At 62.7% G+C, this 15,571-nt stretch carries 11 protein-coding genes; 9 read left to right on the top strand and 2 right to left on the bottom strand.

Features of this window, described 5'->3' with window-relative positions:
• Positions 1 to 4: 4 nt before the first annotated feature.
• The 4 genes from ACIPUD_RS01820 to ACIPUD_RS01835 all read left to right on the top strand — a co-directional run bounded on the left by ACIPUD_RS01820 (position 5) and on the right by ACIPUD_RS01835 (position 6,184).
• Positions 5 to 886 carry a branched-chain amino acid ABC transporter permease gene (locus ACIPUD_RS01820; RefSeq protein ID WP_368507277.1) on the top strand — a complete coding sequence of 294 codons (882 nt, stop codon included), beginning with the start codon at positions 5 to 7 and terminating at the stop codon, positions 884 to 886.
• Complete coding sequence (locus ACIPUD_RS01825; RefSeq protein WP_085350250.1) at positions 883 to 1,902, top strand: branched-chain amino acid ABC transporter permease; 1,020 nt, start codon at positions 883 to 885, stop codon at positions 1,900 to 1,902. Before ACIPUD_RS01820 ends, ACIPUD_RS01825 begins: the two co-directional genes overlap by 4 nt.
• Positions 1,862 to 2,812 carry a polyphosphate kinase 2 family protein gene (locus tag ACIPUD_RS01830; RefSeq protein ID WP_446480029.1) on the top strand — a complete coding sequence of 317 codons (951 nt, stop codon included), beginning with the start codon at positions 1,862 to 1,864 and terminating at the stop codon, positions 2,810 to 2,812. The genes ACIPUD_RS01825 and ACIPUD_RS01830 overlap by 41 nt, the downstream gene beginning before the upstream one ends.
• A gap of 1,050 nt (positions 2,813 to 3,862) precedes the next feature.
• Complete coding sequence (locus ACIPUD_RS01835; RefSeq protein WP_446480030.1) at positions 3,863 to 6,184, top strand: mechanosensitive ion channel domain-containing protein; 2,322 nt, start codon at positions 3,863 to 3,865, stop codon at positions 6,182 to 6,184.
• Positions 6,185 to 6,518: 334 nt separating this feature from the next.
• On the opposite strand, the gene ACIPUD_RS01840 is transcribed toward ACIPUD_RS01835, so the two are convergent.
• Positions 6,519 to 7,238 carry a hypothetical protein gene (locus ACIPUD_RS01840; protein ID WP_446480031.1) on the bottom strand — a complete coding sequence of 240 codons (720 nt, stop codon included), beginning with the start codon at positions 7,236 to 7,238 and terminating at the stop codon, positions 6,519 to 6,521.
• 106 nt (positions 7,239 to 7,344) lie between these two features.
• Positions 7,345 to 8,319, bottom strand: a complete 975-nt coding sequence (locus tag ACIPUD_RS01845; RefSeq protein ID WP_018454363.1) for a zinc-dependent alcohol dehydrogenase family protein — start codon at positions 8,317 to 8,319, stop codon at positions 7,345 to 7,347.
• A 126-nt stretch (positions 8,320 to 8,445) separates the two neighbouring features.
• On the opposite strand from ACIPUD_RS01845, the gene ACIPUD_RS01850 reads away from it, so the two are divergent.
• The 5 genes from ACIPUD_RS01850 (at position 8,446) to ACIPUD_RS01870 (ending at position 15,434) form a co-directional block, all read left to right on the top strand.
• Positions 8,446 to 8,919: a winged helix-turn-helix transcriptional regulator gene (locus tag ACIPUD_RS01850; protein ID WP_018454364.1), complete on the top strand. Its 474-nt coding sequence runs from the start codon at positions 8,446 to 8,448 to the stop codon at positions 8,917 to 8,919.
• Between the two features lie 384 nt (positions 8,920 to 9,303).
• Entirely contained in the window at positions 9,304 to 10,299 is a 996-nt protein-coding gene (locus tag ACIPUD_RS01855) for a tripartite tricarboxylate transporter substrate-binding protein (RefSeq protein ID WP_247475463.1), read from the top strand.
• A 313-nt stretch (positions 10,300 to 10,612) separates the two neighbouring features.
• On the top strand, positions 10,613 to 12,265 hold the full coding sequence (locus ACIPUD_RS01860) for an NAD-dependent malic enzyme (protein ID WP_083926483.1): 1,653 nt from the start codon (positions 10,613 to 10,615) through the stop codon (positions 12,263 to 12,265).
• Positions 12,266 to 12,528: 263 nt separating this feature from the next.
• Positions 12,529 to 12,921 carry a BlaI/MecI/CopY family transcriptional regulator gene (locus ACIPUD_RS01865; RefSeq protein ID WP_018457458.1) on the top strand — a complete coding sequence of 131 codons (393 nt, stop codon included), beginning with the start codon at positions 12,529 to 12,531 and terminating at the stop codon, positions 12,919 to 12,921.
• On the top strand, positions 12,918 to 15,434 hold the full coding sequence (locus tag ACIPUD_RS01870) for a M56 family metallopeptidase (protein ID WP_446480032.1): 2,517 nt from the start codon (positions 12,918 to 12,920) through the stop codon (positions 15,432 to 15,434). Before ACIPUD_RS01865 ends, ACIPUD_RS01870 begins: the two co-directional genes overlap by 4 nt.
• Positions 15,435 to 15,571: the final 137 nt, after the last annotated feature.

A 15,571-nucleotide genomic window follows, 5' to 3' on the forward strand; every position in this document is an offset into this window, starting at 1 on the left:
AGGCATGCAAGCATTTCTGGACATTTTCGACATCTACCTGCTGGAGGCCGTGATCAACGGCATCCTGCTCGGCGGCGTGCTGGCGTTGCTCGCGCTCGGGCTCAATTTGATCTTCGGCGTCATCGACGTGACCTGGATCTGCTACGCAGAGCTGGTGATGATCGGCATGTACGCCATGTACTTCCTGGTGCAGTATTACGGCATCAGCTATTTCGTCGCCGCGCCGCTCACCATCCTGCTGGTCGCGGTGCTCGGCGCGGCGCTACATTACCTCGTGATCGCGCCGCTCCTCACCGCGCCGCCGATCAACCAGTTGCTGGCGACCGGCGGGGTGCTGTTCGTGCTGCAGAGCTTTGCCACCGTCGCCTTCGGCATCGACTTCCGCAACCTCGGCATCCGCCTGCCGGTGCTCGCCTTCGGCGACATGAATTTCAGCTACGCACGACTTCTGTCCTTCCTGGCTGCGCTGGTCGGCATGGTCGCGGTCTATCTGTTCATGACACGGACCTTCACCGGCACCGCGATCCGCGCGATCTCGCAGGACCGACAGATCATGGCGCTGATGGGCGTCGACACGAAGCGGATCTATATCATCACCTCCGCGATCGGCGGGGGGCTGGCCGGGCTCGCCGCCTGCCTGTTGGTTCTGCAATATGACGTGCATCCCTTCGTCGGCCTGTCGTTCGGTCCGATCACCTTCCTGATCTGCGTGCTCGGGGGCCTCGGCAATTTCATCGGCGGCTTCATCGCCGCCTTCGTGTTCGCCGAGATCATCTCGCTCGGCGGCTTGTTCTCCGATCTCGAATGGGGCTATGTGCTCGCCTTCGCGTTCTTCATCGTCATGATGTTCATCCGGCCCGCGGGCCTGCTCGCGAGGCGCCGATGATGGGGCGTAGACGGCTTGCAGCTTGGGGGATCGGATTGGCGGCGCTGGTCGCGCTGCCTTTCGTCTATCGCGATCCCTATCATCTGCACATCCTGGTGCTGATCCTGATCTGGTCGTTCGCCTATACGTCCTGGTCGATGATGGGGCGGTTCGGCCTCGTCTCGCTCGGCCACGGCGGTTTCATGGGCATAGGCGCCTATGTCACCGCACTACTCTGGAATCATCTGGGCTGGTCGCCCTGGATCGGCATCCCCATCGGCATGGTCGCGGCCGGCGCGCTGGCGCTGATCGTCGGCTATCCCTGTTTTCGCTTCCGCATCACCGGGCACTATTTCGTGCTGGTGACGCTCGCGCTCTCAGGCATCGTGCTCCAGGTCATCACGGCGACGCGCGACTACACCGGCGGCTCGCTCGGCTACACGCCGAACCGGGCCGCGGGCAACAAGCTCTGGTCGCTCCAATTCGACGACAAGATCACCTGGTACCTGATCGCGCTCGGGGTCTGGCTTTTCGGCATCGTGGTCTGGCACTGGGTCGACCGCAGCATGGCCCGCTATGCGCTGGAGGCGATCTCGGAGGACGAGGACGCCGCGGCCGCCGCCGGCGTCGACGTCACCGCGGAGAAGCTGAAGATCACGCTGCTCAGCGCGCTGATGACGGCATTGGCCGGCGCGCTCTACTGCCAGTACCAGATGTTCATCACGCCCGATACCGTCAGCGGCATCGCGGTGTCGCTCCAGATGGTGTTCGCGGCCATCGTCGGCGGCCTGTTCGTCTCGCTCGGCCCGACCTTCGGCGCTATCATCACGATTATGCTGGCCGAGACCCTGCGCATCGGCTTCGGCACCAAGGCGGTCGGCTGGGACAATCTCGTCTACGGCGTGCTGCTGGTGCTTTTCATCATATTCCTTCCGAAGGGTATCCTTGGTAGCTTGCTCGACCGATTGAAGCCGCAACGCAAGGTGTCCCGCGCTCATGAGCAAGAAGTCGTCCAAATCGCTCGCCCAGGAGCTTGACCGCTACATTACGCCATTCCGCTACGATGGTTCGGGCAAGTTTCATCTCAAGGATCACAAGACCAACGAGAAGGGCGACCTCGATAAGGAGAAGGGCCAGGAGATTCTCGATGCCAACATGAAGCGGCTGATCGCGTTTCAGGAGAAGCTCTACGCCCAGGACCGCTGGTCGATACTGATCGTGTTCCAGGCGATGGACGCCGGCGGCAAGGATTCTGCGATCAAGGCGATCTTCGAGGGCATCAATCCGCAGGGCTGCGAAGTCAGTGCCTTCAAGGCGCCGAGCAGCAAGGAGCTCGATCACGATTTCCTCTGGCGCCACGTGGTCGCGCTGCCGGAGCGCGGGCATATCGGCATCTTCAACCGCTCCCATTACGAGGAATGCCTGGTGACGCGCGTGCATCCGGAGGTCCTCGCCAAGGAGAAGCTGCCGTCAATGCTCGTCACCAAGAACATCTGGAAGGAGCGGTTCGAGGACATCTGTGCGTGGGAGCGCTATCTCGCGCGCAACGGCACCGTGGTGCTGAAGTTCTTCCTCAACCTGTCCAAAGACGAGCAGCGCGAGCGCTTCCTCGACCGGCTGGAGGATCCGTCCAAGCAGTGGAAGTTCTCCATGGACGACATCAAGGAGCGCGCGCTGTGGCCGCGCTACCAGGCGGTCTATCAGGACATCGTCCGGCACACGGCAACGCCTCATGCGCCGTGGTATGTCGTGCCGGCCGACCACAAATGGTTCGCGCGCGTCGTGATCGGGTCGGCCATCGTCGCGGCGCTCGAAAAGCTCGATCTGCGCTTCCCTCGCGCCGACAAGGCCTCGGCGGGCGAATTCGACGAGGTGCGCAAGGCGCTGGAGAAGGAGGAGAAGGCGGGCAAGAAACAAAAAACGCGAAAACAACCCCATGCACAGTAGCCGGGGATAACGAAATCAATGACTTGAAGGTCAGCGCGAGCGCTTGCGGATTTAACGAAATCGTTTGACTCGTCGGGCAAAACAGGGGCATGATGTGATCATCCCCAAATTCCTCAGTACTCGCGTCCACCGGTAGCAGAAGCGTTCTACATTGGCGGGAAGGGCGGCCTCGCAATTCGCCCACTTCTCGCATTTCGCTGCAAGCGAATCCGTCGCAGTCAGATGGAACGCGCCCTCAAATGTGATTTGCGCGCCGTTGATCTTGCTTGACAGTTCTGCGTCACGGGAGGACCATCTCAATGGTCGCAAACAAGCGACGCGCAACGTCCACATCAAGAGCAAGGGGAGGTCTATGACACCACCTCCGCAGATCCAGCCGCGTTAAGTGCGATGGAGCTCGTTCGGACTATCGCATAGCGGCAGAAAACCGCGAACGGCACGCCGGGCCAAGGTTTAGAGGGCTGCATCAGTGTGGCATAGCCCCTACCTGCCCGGCGCTGTATTGTGCATCACATCGATTGCACACCGATCCACGTCGGAGGGCCGTGACGCGGCCGCCGTGCTTTTGACATCGTGCTTCTCTCTTCCTCCTCCTCACGGCCGTCATTCCGGGCCGACTCCCGGAATGACGGAGGGCTGTCGCATATCAGGGCTGTCGCATATGACGTCTCAGCGGCGCCTGAGCGAGCGCCTCGTCCTTCGAGACGCCGCGTTCTGCGGCTCCTCAGGATGAGGCTCAGCTGCATCCATCTGCGTTGAAATGTTGCCGCATATTCATCCCTCATCCTGAGGGCTCGCCGCAGGCGGGCGTCTCGAAGAATGGCCGCGGTTGAGCTTCCAGCCGCGTGCCCGCATTCCGATCGCTGCACGTCCTGCCTTGAGACCGCGGTTCCCGTTTCCTGCACCGCGGCAAATGCCAAGAGAATGTCGCCTCATTGGCCAACTTCCGACACAGCGCCCGGGCGAATAGCGTCGATCCGACATGATGCATGTGCTTCGGCGGTGACGGGCCCGACGTCGCCGTCGCATTCATTTTCCCAGGGATCCCTCGTGTCGCATAAGCTTGCCTTCGCGCTTCTCGCCGCGCTCTTGATCGCGATCTCATCTCTCTCCTGCGCCCGCGCCGCGCCGCCGACGAGTAGCGCTGCCGCGTTGTCGCCCGATGAGGCCAAGCGCGCGCTGGAAACGCTGCAGGACGACAAGAAGCGCGCGCAGATGATCGACACGCTGCGCGCGATCGCCAATGCGTCCGGTGCACAGCAGCCCGCGCCCGAGCCAAAATCGCCGATCCCGCTCGCGGCCGACGGCCTCGGTGCGCAGCTCATGCTCACCGTGTCCGAGGAAATCGGCGAGATTTCGCGAGACGTCGCCGATATGACCAGGACGCTCACGCACTTCCCGGCGTTCTATTACTGGATCGTGCGGACCGCGAACGATCCCGCGGCCTACAATCTCCTGATCGAGATCGCCTGGAAGCTTGCGCTGGTGTTCGGCTGCGCCTTCTGCGCCGAATGGGTGATCTTCCGTCTGATCCGCCGCCCCGTCGTGTTCCTGGAAGGGCGCATGCCGCAAACGGCGCGTCTGCCGGTGCAGGTGTTGCCCATTGCCGATCCGCCGTCATCCGTGGCCGATGTCACCCCGGCGCCCGAACTGCACATGCGCCGCCACAGCCTGGCGCGGGCCTGGCAAATCATGCTGCGGCTGCCGCTCGTGCTGGGACGCTTCCTGCTCGAGCTGCTACCCGTGTTGGTCTTTGTCGGCGTCGCCACGGCGCTGCTCGGCACCGAGATCGGCGGGCCCACCACCGTCCGTCTCGTGATCCTCGCCGTCGTCAACGCCTATGCGTTCTCGCGCGGGCTCATCTGTGTGGTCCGTGTGCTGGCGGGACCGTTCGGCTTGTTTCCGGTCAAGGCCGAAACCGCCGCCTATATCGAGATCTGGGCGCGCCGTATCGTCGGTGTCGGCGTCTCCGGCATCGCCTTTGCGAATGTGGCGCTGCTGCTCGGCCTGCATCGCGGCGGCTACGCCGCGCTCCTGCGCATGGTGATGCTGGTCGTGCATCTCTTCATCGTCGTCATCATCCTGCAATGCCGCCGCCAGGTCGCCGAAGCGATCCGCGCGCCGGCCGACCGGCAGGGGATCGCGGCGCGACTGCGCAACCGCATCGCGGGCGGCTGGCACTATCTCGCCATCGCGCTCGACCTTGCGCTGTGGGCCGTGTGGGCGCTGAACATTCGCAACGGCTATTCGTTGCTGCTGCAATATTTCGTCGGCACCATCGCGGTGGCGCTGATCACGCGTGTCGCCATCATGCTGACGCTGGGCCTGATCGACCGCGGCTTCCGCATCAAGCCCGAGATCCTCCAGCGCTTTCCGGGCCTCGAGATCCGCGCCAACCGCTACCTGCCGCTGCTGCGCAAGATCGTATCCGGCGTGATCGCCTTCATCGGCCTGGTGGCCGTGCTCGAAGTCTGGGGCGTCGACGCCATCGTATGGTTTTATGGGGGCCAGATCGGCAGCCGGCTGATCTCGGCGGTGGTGACGATCGGACTTGCCGTGTTCATCGCAGCTGCGATCTGGGAAGCCAGCAACGCGCTGCTGGACCGCCAGATCAATACGCTGTCGCGCGATGGGCACTATGCCCGGGCCGCGCGGCTGCGGACCTTTCAGCCGATGCTGCGCACGGCCTTGCTGTGCGTGATCGCCACTGTCGTCGGGCTCACGGCGCTCAGCGAGATCGGCGTCAACGTCGCGCCGCTGCTGGCGGGCGCCGGCATCGTCGGCATCGCCATCGGCTTCGGCTCGCAGAAGCTGGTGCAGGATCTCATCACCGGCCTGTTCCTGCTGCTGGAGAACACCGTCCAGGTCGGCGACAGCGTCAGCGTGTCCGGGCTATCGGGCGTGGTCGAGAACGTCTCGATCCGCACGATCAGGCTTCGTGCCGGCGACGGTGCCGTGCACATCGTGCCGTTCAGCGCGGTCACGACTATCACCAATGCCAGCCGCGGCGCCGGCAATGCGTCCGTCAGCGTCAACGTCGCCTACAAGGAGGATACCGACCGCGCCGGCCAGATCCTCAAGGACATCGTCGACGAGATGCGCCGCGAGGTGGAATTCCGCAGTCTGATCCGCGGCGATCTCGAGCTCTGGGGCATCGACAAGGTCGACGGCGCCATGGTGTCGATCGTCGGCCAGATCCGCTGCACCGAGGCCGGCCGCTGGCCGGTGCAGCGCGAATTCAACCGCCGCATGAAGCAGCGTTTCCAGCACAACGGCATCGAGGTCGCATCCGCCACCCAGACCATCCTGATGCACATCGCGCCGCCGGCTGATGGCGCCGCTCATCTGACGCCAAGGCGAGCGGTCGGCTAGAGAGTCTGTCCATAAACGTCGGCTTGCCAATCGAAAGCGGAAGTGTCCGACCTTGCGTGTGATCGGCGGCTCGTGATCCAAACCGGAAGTCGGCATGCCAACGATAACTCAGAACAGAGGAGGTGGCGCCTTTTGGCCCCGCCTTGCCCTTAAGTTCGTTTGTGTCCACGCCATGAACGTACTCGCGCGTGTCCTTCAAACGTTTTTCTTGGATGTACGCGCTCCTCAAGTCGATTGTGTCTACCCCAATCGCCGATGACACCCACGGCGCGCGCCATGGGGCAGTCGGGGGGTACCCATTTGCTTGCGTGCTTCCTGCCGTCTGAATGCTTTTTTAAGTCAAAGCAATTGCAGAGATATCGATACCGACGAGGACAGATTCGGTATTTATACTTCCGTCCGGGTTTCTCCTGAACGCGCGCCGTTTGGTTGGTATCATAATCCCTTGAATGTTCTTGTACTCGGACATGTAGTGCGCGGCTGGAGCGCCACCTGCCACGAGTGTGGTATAATCCAAACGAGCGATGAGCCCGTTTTCATCGACGTGGAATATCTGGTCCGGACAGTGAGTTCCAACCTTCTCGGGAAAAGTGATCTTGAGCCGCCGGCGTACCGTGCCTTGGTCGGTCGCCGGGTCTATCTCTTCCGCTTTGGCACTCTCAGTGACAAACATAAATGGAGTATTCAGATAATTCCAAAGTGCATACCCGGTAAAGTAAGCCAGATGCAGCCTATCCCACGTCGTCTGAAGAGTATGTCCTTCAAACGCATTTCTTGGATGTACGCGCTCCTCGATAAGCTTCCCGTCGATTGTCTCTAGCCGAACACGATCCGGTTCGTAGATGCTTTGCACGCCTTCTTCGGTAAAGTGCGTAAAGCAAGTTCGCTGTTCTTTCGTTTGCGCCTTCAATTGAACATTTTCGAAGACACCATCCCATCCCTTTCTAGTCCAGTGCGAACCATGCATCGAGAGGTTCACGTCGATCGCGTTGAATTTTCGCCATCGTTCAAGAGTTCCGTGAGACTCAAGCACCAGATCTAAAAGAGCAGTCATGTGTCCTCCGGTTCGCCCTATTGGAATTAGGGCCATCGCTTTCGATATCGCACTAGCTGCGGTTTCAGGCGCTTAGAATTCAGGGCGCCTGACCGTTGATCATCCATTAGTTGGGTTTCAGAAGGACTTTCCCGCCTTTTTGCGCATGCGCCATGGCCTGAGTTGCCTGCTCGAGCGAATAAACGCCGGCGACCGGAACGTGCAGTTTGCCTTCGGCGATCAGTCGCTCGGCTGTCCGCGTATGAGCCGCAAGCTTTTCGTGTGCATCTCGAAAGCGCGGAAATCCCAGCCAAAACCCTTCCAGGGTCATCTGCTTGAAAATGATGTTCAGAGGACTCATGGCCGCGGGCTTTCCGCTGACGCCGCCATAGACGACCATCTTGGTGTTCGACGCGAGGCAAGACGCTACCGAGTGCGAGGACTCGCCACCCACGCCGTCGATGCCCAGCTTGATTTTAGCCTTGCCGGTCGCCGCTGCGACCTGCTTCACAACGTCGGGTCCATCGACAAGGACGACGTCAGCTCCGGCTGACTTCAGCTCATCCACCAGCTCGGGTCTGCGCACGAGGCTTACCGAGCGCAGTCCGAACTCCTTTGCAAACGCAATGACGCTGCGTCCCACACCGGAATTGCCGGCGTTCTGGATGACCCAGTCGTCCTTGCCGAGTTCGACATACTCGGTTAGGAGCAATGCCGCTGTGAGCGGATTGATCCGAAGCATTGACATCTGTTGGGGATCGGCTTGCTCAGACAAGACGATGAGATCGGTGGCCGGCACCGTGATGGCCTGTCTCCACACGGGAAGCCCGATCGGAATGGCGACACGATCGCCAGTCCTTACATTTTTAACCGAGGCTCCTACGGCGACAACGCGGCCAATAGCTTCGTTCCCGAGCGGCGCGGGCGGCTGCGGCCTGATCGCATACATGCCACGGATCATCAGAAGTTCAGCAAGTCCGATCGCTGAGTATTCGACCGCGACCGTGGCTTCATTTGCTGCCGGCGGTGGGGGTGGATCGCTTTCGACAACTTCAACCACCTCGGTGGGTTTGCCAAACTTAGACATTTGCAGAAACTTCATTGTCCCCTCCGCGAGAGCTGTATGGCTCATTCCGCCAAGTAATCTTACGGTTCCCTGACCGCTCGACGCCAAACCATGCTAAGTTCATATAACGAACTGTCATTAACGTCAACCTGTGTATGAAAAATGAACTCAGAAAAAGCGCATTCGCCCGAGCTGGATCTTCGCTTGATGTTGGAGCTAAAAAACAACTGCTCCATCAAGCGAACGCTCGAGATTGTTGGTGAAACCTGGACCTTGTTGATCTTGCGCGAGGCCTCATGGGGGGTTCGCCGCTTCCAGGACTTTCAAACGTTTTTGGGCATACCAAGAGCGGTGCTGTCTGAGCGCCTGGAAAAACTTGTTGAGTACGGAATCTTTGAAAAAACTCCTTACAAGGAGCCGGGGGCGCGAAAGCGCTATCAATACGAACCCACCAAAGCCGGCATCAAGCTATTGCCTGTGCTGATGGCATTGAGCCAATGGGGAGATGAGCATCTCGGCAAAGGATCTGCCCGCATGATCGACAAAGCGACTCGGGAAGAAGTGTTTCTGAAGGTCGTCAGCAAAAACGGCGACCATGTCCCAGTGGAGCGGGTGCGACCAGTAGTGCGGAGGTAATCACACGTTTGTGGTCAATAATGTTGATCGGCTTGCTGAAAGTAAGAAAGAAGTTCTTGAGCGATTGAGCAGGCGGGGTCCCATCGTGCGATTTGCCGAGCCTGCGGGTCATCGGTCGGACACGCGCCAATGAAGCACTAACGCCAGCTGAGCGGGCCCCACGCGATTTCCACACATGGCCCAACTCGGACCTAGGGTGAGGTGCGCCAACGCGGCCGGTATCGGAGGCAGAGTGGACCTCAGACGAAGTGCAGCGCGAGTTTATGAGTACATGTCCTAAGCTGTCCGACATCATTTTCAGCTTGCCTCGGCCCGCGCCGCAGCGTTCACTCCGGCTCCAGCCTGCTGACAACATGCGGGCGATAAAAAGCGTGGGGGAGACTGATGCGGGGGCTGTGGGCCGGATTGCATAATCATGCGATCGTCATTGCTGGGCTGATCGCCTATGGGTTGATCGCGCCGCTAAGCGCCCAGCCGTTTCCGTCGCGGCCGATCACCCTCGTGGTGCCGTTCGCGGCGGGCGGCCCGACCGATACTTTGGCGCGCATCCTGTCCGAACGCATTGCCGCCGAACTGCGCACGACGATCGTGGTCGAAAATGTTGCGGGCGCCTCCGGCAGCATCGCCGGCGCCCGCGTCGCGCGCGCAACGCCTGACGGCACCACGATCACGATCGGCCATTGGGGCACGCATGTGCTCAACGGCGCGATCTTCAAGCTGCCCTATGACGTGATCGCCGATTTCGAGCCGGTCGCGACGATCGCGATGGGCACGCAGCTCATCGTCGGCCGGAAGTCGCTCGAGGCCAACACTCTGAAGGAGATGATCGCGTGGCTGAAGGCCAATCCCGGCAAGGTGACGGCCGGAACGGCCGGCGCCGGCACGGGGGCTCACGTCGCCGGTGTCTTCTTCAAGGAGAGAACCGGCACCGACTTCCAGTTCGTGCCCTATCGCGGCGCGGGGCCCGCCATGATCGATCTCGTGGCCGGGCAGATCGACATCATGTTCGATCAGGCCTCGAACTCGCTGCCGCACTACAAGAACGGCGCGATCAAGGCGTTCGCGGTGACGTCACCGACGCGGCTCGCCTCCGCGCCCGACATCCCGACCGTCGACGAGGCGGGGCTGCCCGGTCTCTACATCTCCTACTGGCACGGCATCTGGGCACCGAAGAACACGCCGAAGGAGATCGTCACGAAGCTCAACGCGGCGATCGTCACCGTGCTTGCCGATCCCACCGTCAAGCAGCGGTTTGGCGAATTGGGGCAGGAGATTCCTCCGCCCGATCAGCAGACGCCCGCAGCGCTCGGAGCCTTCCAGAAGGCCGAGACCGAGAAATGGTGGCCGATCGTGAAGGCCGCCGACATCAAGGCGGAATAATACCACTGCCTCATCCTGAGGAGCCCGCGGAGCGGGTGTCTCGAAGGATGCGCCGCAAGCGAGAGCAGGGCCTGCGTGGTTCGCCCGGCGATGCAAAGCATCGTCCGGAGACGCGCGTTCCGCGCTCCTCACCATGAGGAGAACGACAGCCTCGCGGCGTTAACCTTTTCGTGCGAACGACGACCGGTCTGTCACCAAAACCTCGCTGCGGTGCGGGATCACAATGCTTGCCGCAGTTTTCTGCGTCCTTGATCTCAGGTGAGTGCTGGCCGACAATGCTCGCCCTTCAATAAGAAACTCCCTGGGGGAATTCGTGAATAGACCTGCTCGGGTCAGCGCCCATTCGACATCGTCCGATTCCGTGCACGGCATGGCGCTGCTGCGCGATCCCCTGCTCAACAAGGGCACCGCCTTCTCCGCGCAGGAGCGCGACGATCTCGGCCTGCGCGGCCTGCTGCCGCCTTGCGTGCTGACGATGGAGACCCAGGTCGAGCGCGTGCTGGTCAATCTGCGCACGCTGCCGACCGATCTCGAGAAATATGTCGCGCTGAATGCCTTGCACGACCGCAACGAGGCGCTGTTCTTCCGCGTCGTCGTCGACAATATCGACGAGATTCAACCGATCATCTACACGCCGACGGTCGGGCTCGCCTGCCAGAAATACGGCCTGATTTTCCAGCGGCCACGCGGCATGTTCATCTCCTCGCGCGATCGCGGCCAGATCGCCGAGATCCTGAAGAACTGGCCCTATCCGGCCAAGCTGATCGTCGTCACCGATGGCGAGCGCATCCTCGGCCTCGGCGATCTCGGCGCCAACGGAATGGGCATTCCGGTCGGAAAGCTCTCGCTCTATTCCGCGTGCGCCGGCGTGCATCCCGAAACGTGCCTGCCGATCGTGCTCGACGTCGGCACCAACAACGAAGAGCTCCTGAAGGACCCGTATTATCTCGGCCTGCGCGAGCGGCGGCTCACGGGCGAGGCCTATGACAGCTTCGTCGACGAGTTCATGGTCGCCGCGCGAAAGACCTTTCCGGGTGTGCTGATCCAGTTCGAGGATTTCGCCAACCACTCGGCGTTCAAGCTGCTGCACAAATACCGCGATGAGGCCTGCGTCTTCAACGACGACATCCAGGGCACGGCTGCGGTGGCGCTCGCCGGCCTGTTTTCGGCGCTGCGCGTCAACGGCGGCAAGCTGAAGGACCAGCGCATCCTGTTCCTCGGCGCCGGCGAGGCCGCGACCGGCATCGCCGATCTCGTGACGTCCGCGATGATGGCGGAAGGTGCCTCTGAAGCCGAGGCGCTTCGGCGCAACTGGCTGGTGGATTCCCGCGGCCTCGTCGTTGGCGCCCGCCAAGGCCTGTCCGGTCACAAGCTCCGTTATGCCCATGCCGGTCAGGCGCCGATCGCCGATTTCCTCACCGCGATCAGGACGCTGAAGCCGACCGCCATCATCGGTGTTGCCGCGGTCGGCGGCGCCTTCACGCCCGACGTGCTCAAGGCGATGGCCGAGCTCAACGAGCAGCCGATCGTGTTCGCGCTCTCCAATCCGACTTCGAAGGCCGAATGTTCGGCGGAGGACGCCTACCGCTACACCGGAGGCCGCGCGCTGTTTGCCTGCGGCAGTCCGTATGACCCCGTCAAGCTCAACGGCCGAACCTTCGTGCCGCGCCAGGGCAACAACTCCTACATCTTCCCGGGCGTCGGCCTCGGCGTCATCGCCAGCCGCTCGCGGCTGGTCACGGACGAGATGTTCATGGCGGCCGCCCATACGCTCGCCGATTGCGTCGGCAAGGACGATCTCGCGCAAGGCAGCCTCTACCCGGCGCTGCCACGCATCCGCGAAGTCTCGGTGCGTATCGCCGCCGCCGTCGCCGATGTCGCCTTTCAGCGCGGGCTCGCGGACGGACCCGCGCCGAACGACGTGAAGGGACTGGTTCAGTCCCAGATGTACGAGCCGCAGTACTGAGGCCTCCGCCTCGTCATGGCCGGGCATAGCCGTCCGAAGGACGGCGTCGCTTCCGCTCGCCTATGTCCCGGCCATCCACGCCTCGCCGGATGGTACGAAGAACGTGGATGCCCGGGACAAGCCCGGGCCCGACGACCGCTTGAAGCAAGCCACGTTAGGTCAGCACAGCGATACCATTTCAGGTAGAAACCCGGTTGCGCGGCGCGGCCGTATATGCGACGCTCGGTAGCGTTACAAGAAATTCGAAATCAAGGTAAGCCGCCATGGACGATCGTTTGCCCGAACTGGGCGACCTCGAGCACGAGGTCATGCAACTGGTTTGGGCTCATGGTCCTGTGACGGCCGAAATTGTGCGCGAGAAGCTGTCGCGTCGGCTGAAGGAATCGACAGTCCGCACGGTGCTGCGCCGGCTGGAAGAAAAGGGCTATGCTCGGCACACGGTGGACGGACGCACCTATGTCTACCACGCAGCCGAAGAGCGCGCGCGGGTTGCGGCCAAGGCGGTGCAGCGCATCGTCGACTGGTTTTGCAACGGCTCGATGGAGGAGGTCCTCGTCGGCATGGTCGACAATGCGATGCTCGATCAGCAGCAGTTGCGCACACTGGCCGACCAGGTGGCCAAGGCGAAGAAGGCGAGGGGAGTGAAGAAAGAATGATCGCAACTCTGGCGGAGGCGGCGCTGCGCTCCCTTGTGCTGGGAGGCGTCGTCTGGTTCGGCCTCAACCTGTTTCGCGTGCGCAATCCGCACGTCCACATGACGGCGTGGGTCGTCGTGCTGCTGGCATCGCTGGCGATGCCGTTCGTGATGCATTGGCCGACGGTCACGATCACCCGGCTGCCATCGCCGGTATCGGTGCCGGCTGATGTCATGCCGGCTGATATCTCGACGTTCGAGATGCCGCAGCCCATGCAGCCGATGACGCCCGGCGCGGCGATTCCGCCGTCGAAGAACGGCGTCTCGATCAATTGGTGGCTGATCGCTACCGTCGTCCATGCCGGCGTCGCCAGCCTGTTGCTGCTGCGGCTGGCCATCGGCCTCTGTCTGACCTGGCGCCTCGCGCGCGCGGCAAGGCCGATCAACGGTCCGCGCATGGTCGACGCCGATGTGCGCGTCAGCCGCGACGTCGGCGGTCCCGTCACGTTTGGCTCGACCATTCTGGTGCCGCCGCAATTTTCCGGCTGGGACGCCAAGAAGCGCCTCGCGGTGCTCGCGCATGAGGGCGCGCATGTCGCCAACCGCGATTTCTATATACTCCTGCTCGCCTCCCTCAATCGCGCGGTGTTCTGGTTCAGCCCGTTCTCGTGGTGGCAGCTCGCGCGTCTGGCCGAACTTGCCGAGATCATCAGCGACGCCGAGGCCATCGAGGTGATCGACGACCGGCTGTCCTATGCGGAAATCCTGCTTGATTTTGCAAGCACGGTAAACCCGCGGCCGGTCGAGCTCGCGATGGCGCGGGCCTCGACCGTGCGCGCCCGCGTCGAGCGCATCATCGCGGCCGCCGCGATGCCCGTCGCGGTCGGCTGGCGCAAGCGGGCGTGGATCGCGGCTGCGATCGTCCCGGCCGTGATCGTGTCCGCCGGCATGATCGCCTATCGCACGCCGCAGCCTGCGCCGCTCGCCGCGGATAGTGGAGAGGTGCCGGCCCAGCATTACCGCCCCTTCGTCAATTTCTACGCCATGGGTCCGACCTCGGTGTTCGCGATCTTCCGCGACGGCGACGAGGTCTACGGCCAGCTCACCGGGCAGCGCAAATTGCGCCTGACGGTCGGCACTGACGGCATCGCATCCTACCCCGCCTCGTCCGGTGAGATCACGTTCCCGCTCGATGCGGAGCGCCGCTCCGCCGAGCTGATGCTGCGCATGAATGGACGCGACATCCGCGCACTTCGCGTTGCCGAGATGCCGACGGCGGCCACCGATTCCGGATCACTCGATCAATATGTGGGCTGGTACAGGATCGCACCGAACCGCGTGCTCACGGTGGACCGCGACGGGGATCGGCTCCAGGTGCAGGAAACCGTACAGGGCCGGGCTGCGCTCCTCGCTGAGGGGGCCGACGCCTTCTCGATCCGTGGCGACAATCTGCTGGTTTTCCTGCGCGACGAGCAGGCCAGGGTCTCGCGCGTGCTGGTCCAGAACGCGGTGTTCGGCGCCCGCCTCGCACCGCGGATCGATGCGGCCGCGGCGCAGGCGATCGAGGCCGACTTCGCGCGTCGCGTTGCGGAAGTCCCCGATCGTTTCCGCGAGCAGGTCCCGGTTTCCGGCGGCAAGGAGATGATCCTGCGCGGGATCGAGGATCTGCGCAGCGGCACGCCGAACTACGACCGGATGAGCGCACCGCTCGCCGCCAAGGTCCACCGCCAGGTCGACGAGTTGCACGCGACCTTCGTCGCCCTCGGTCCGGTGGAGTCGCTGTTCTTCCGCGGCGTCGGACCGGGCGGCTACGACATCTATGGTGCGAAATTCAAGAACGGCACGGCGGAATTCCGCCTGCTGCTCGAGCCAGACGGCAAGGCCGGCGACGTCATCTTCCGGGCCGACGGCAATGACGAGCTCGGCGGCATCGTCACGTGCGCCGAGGAGGCGAATGTGCGCGGCCGCGCCGGCACTTCGCCGATCCGGATCATGGTCTACAACGAGATGGGCGAGGACATCCGCGTCTTCAATCTCGATGCCGACGGCAATCGCAAGGCCCAGAGCGTGGTCAGGCCCAACATGAGCTGGGCGGCCACGACCACGGTGAACAATCCCTGGGTGATCGCCGACAAGTCCGGACGGTGCCTCGAGGTGCTGATGCCGGGCCGGCAGACGCGCTTCCACAATGTCGAGGCTTCCAACATGGGCGCGAAGCCGGGGCGCGCCGCCCGCCGCGCCGTTCCGATCGCCAATGGCGAGGATATGCTGCGCCGCTATATCGCTGATGTCGGCAAGGGCCAGCCGGACTACGAGCACATGACGTCGGAAGTCGCCGACATCACGCGGCAGCAGCTTCCGTTCGACCAGGCGATCCTGGCGAAGCTCGGCGCGCTGCGTGCGGTCTCGTTCCGCGGCGTCACCGCGCTCGACAGCGACATCTACATCGCCCAGTTCGCCAACGGCTCGGCGGAATGGCGGATCGGCGTCAGGAACGGCACGATCACCAAGATCGCGCTCGGGCCGAATTTCTAGGAGCGTTGCGGCCGTCCATCAGTCACGCCGGATGGGCGGCTCGCGATATCGGACGGGACCTCGCAATCTCTGCTTGCGGGCCAGCACCGCAAATGCTACGATCTGTAACATTACGGTTCGTAGCCTTTTGCGGCGTG

The sequence above is a fragment of the Bradyrhizobium sp. CAR08 genome, assembly GCF_052871955.1.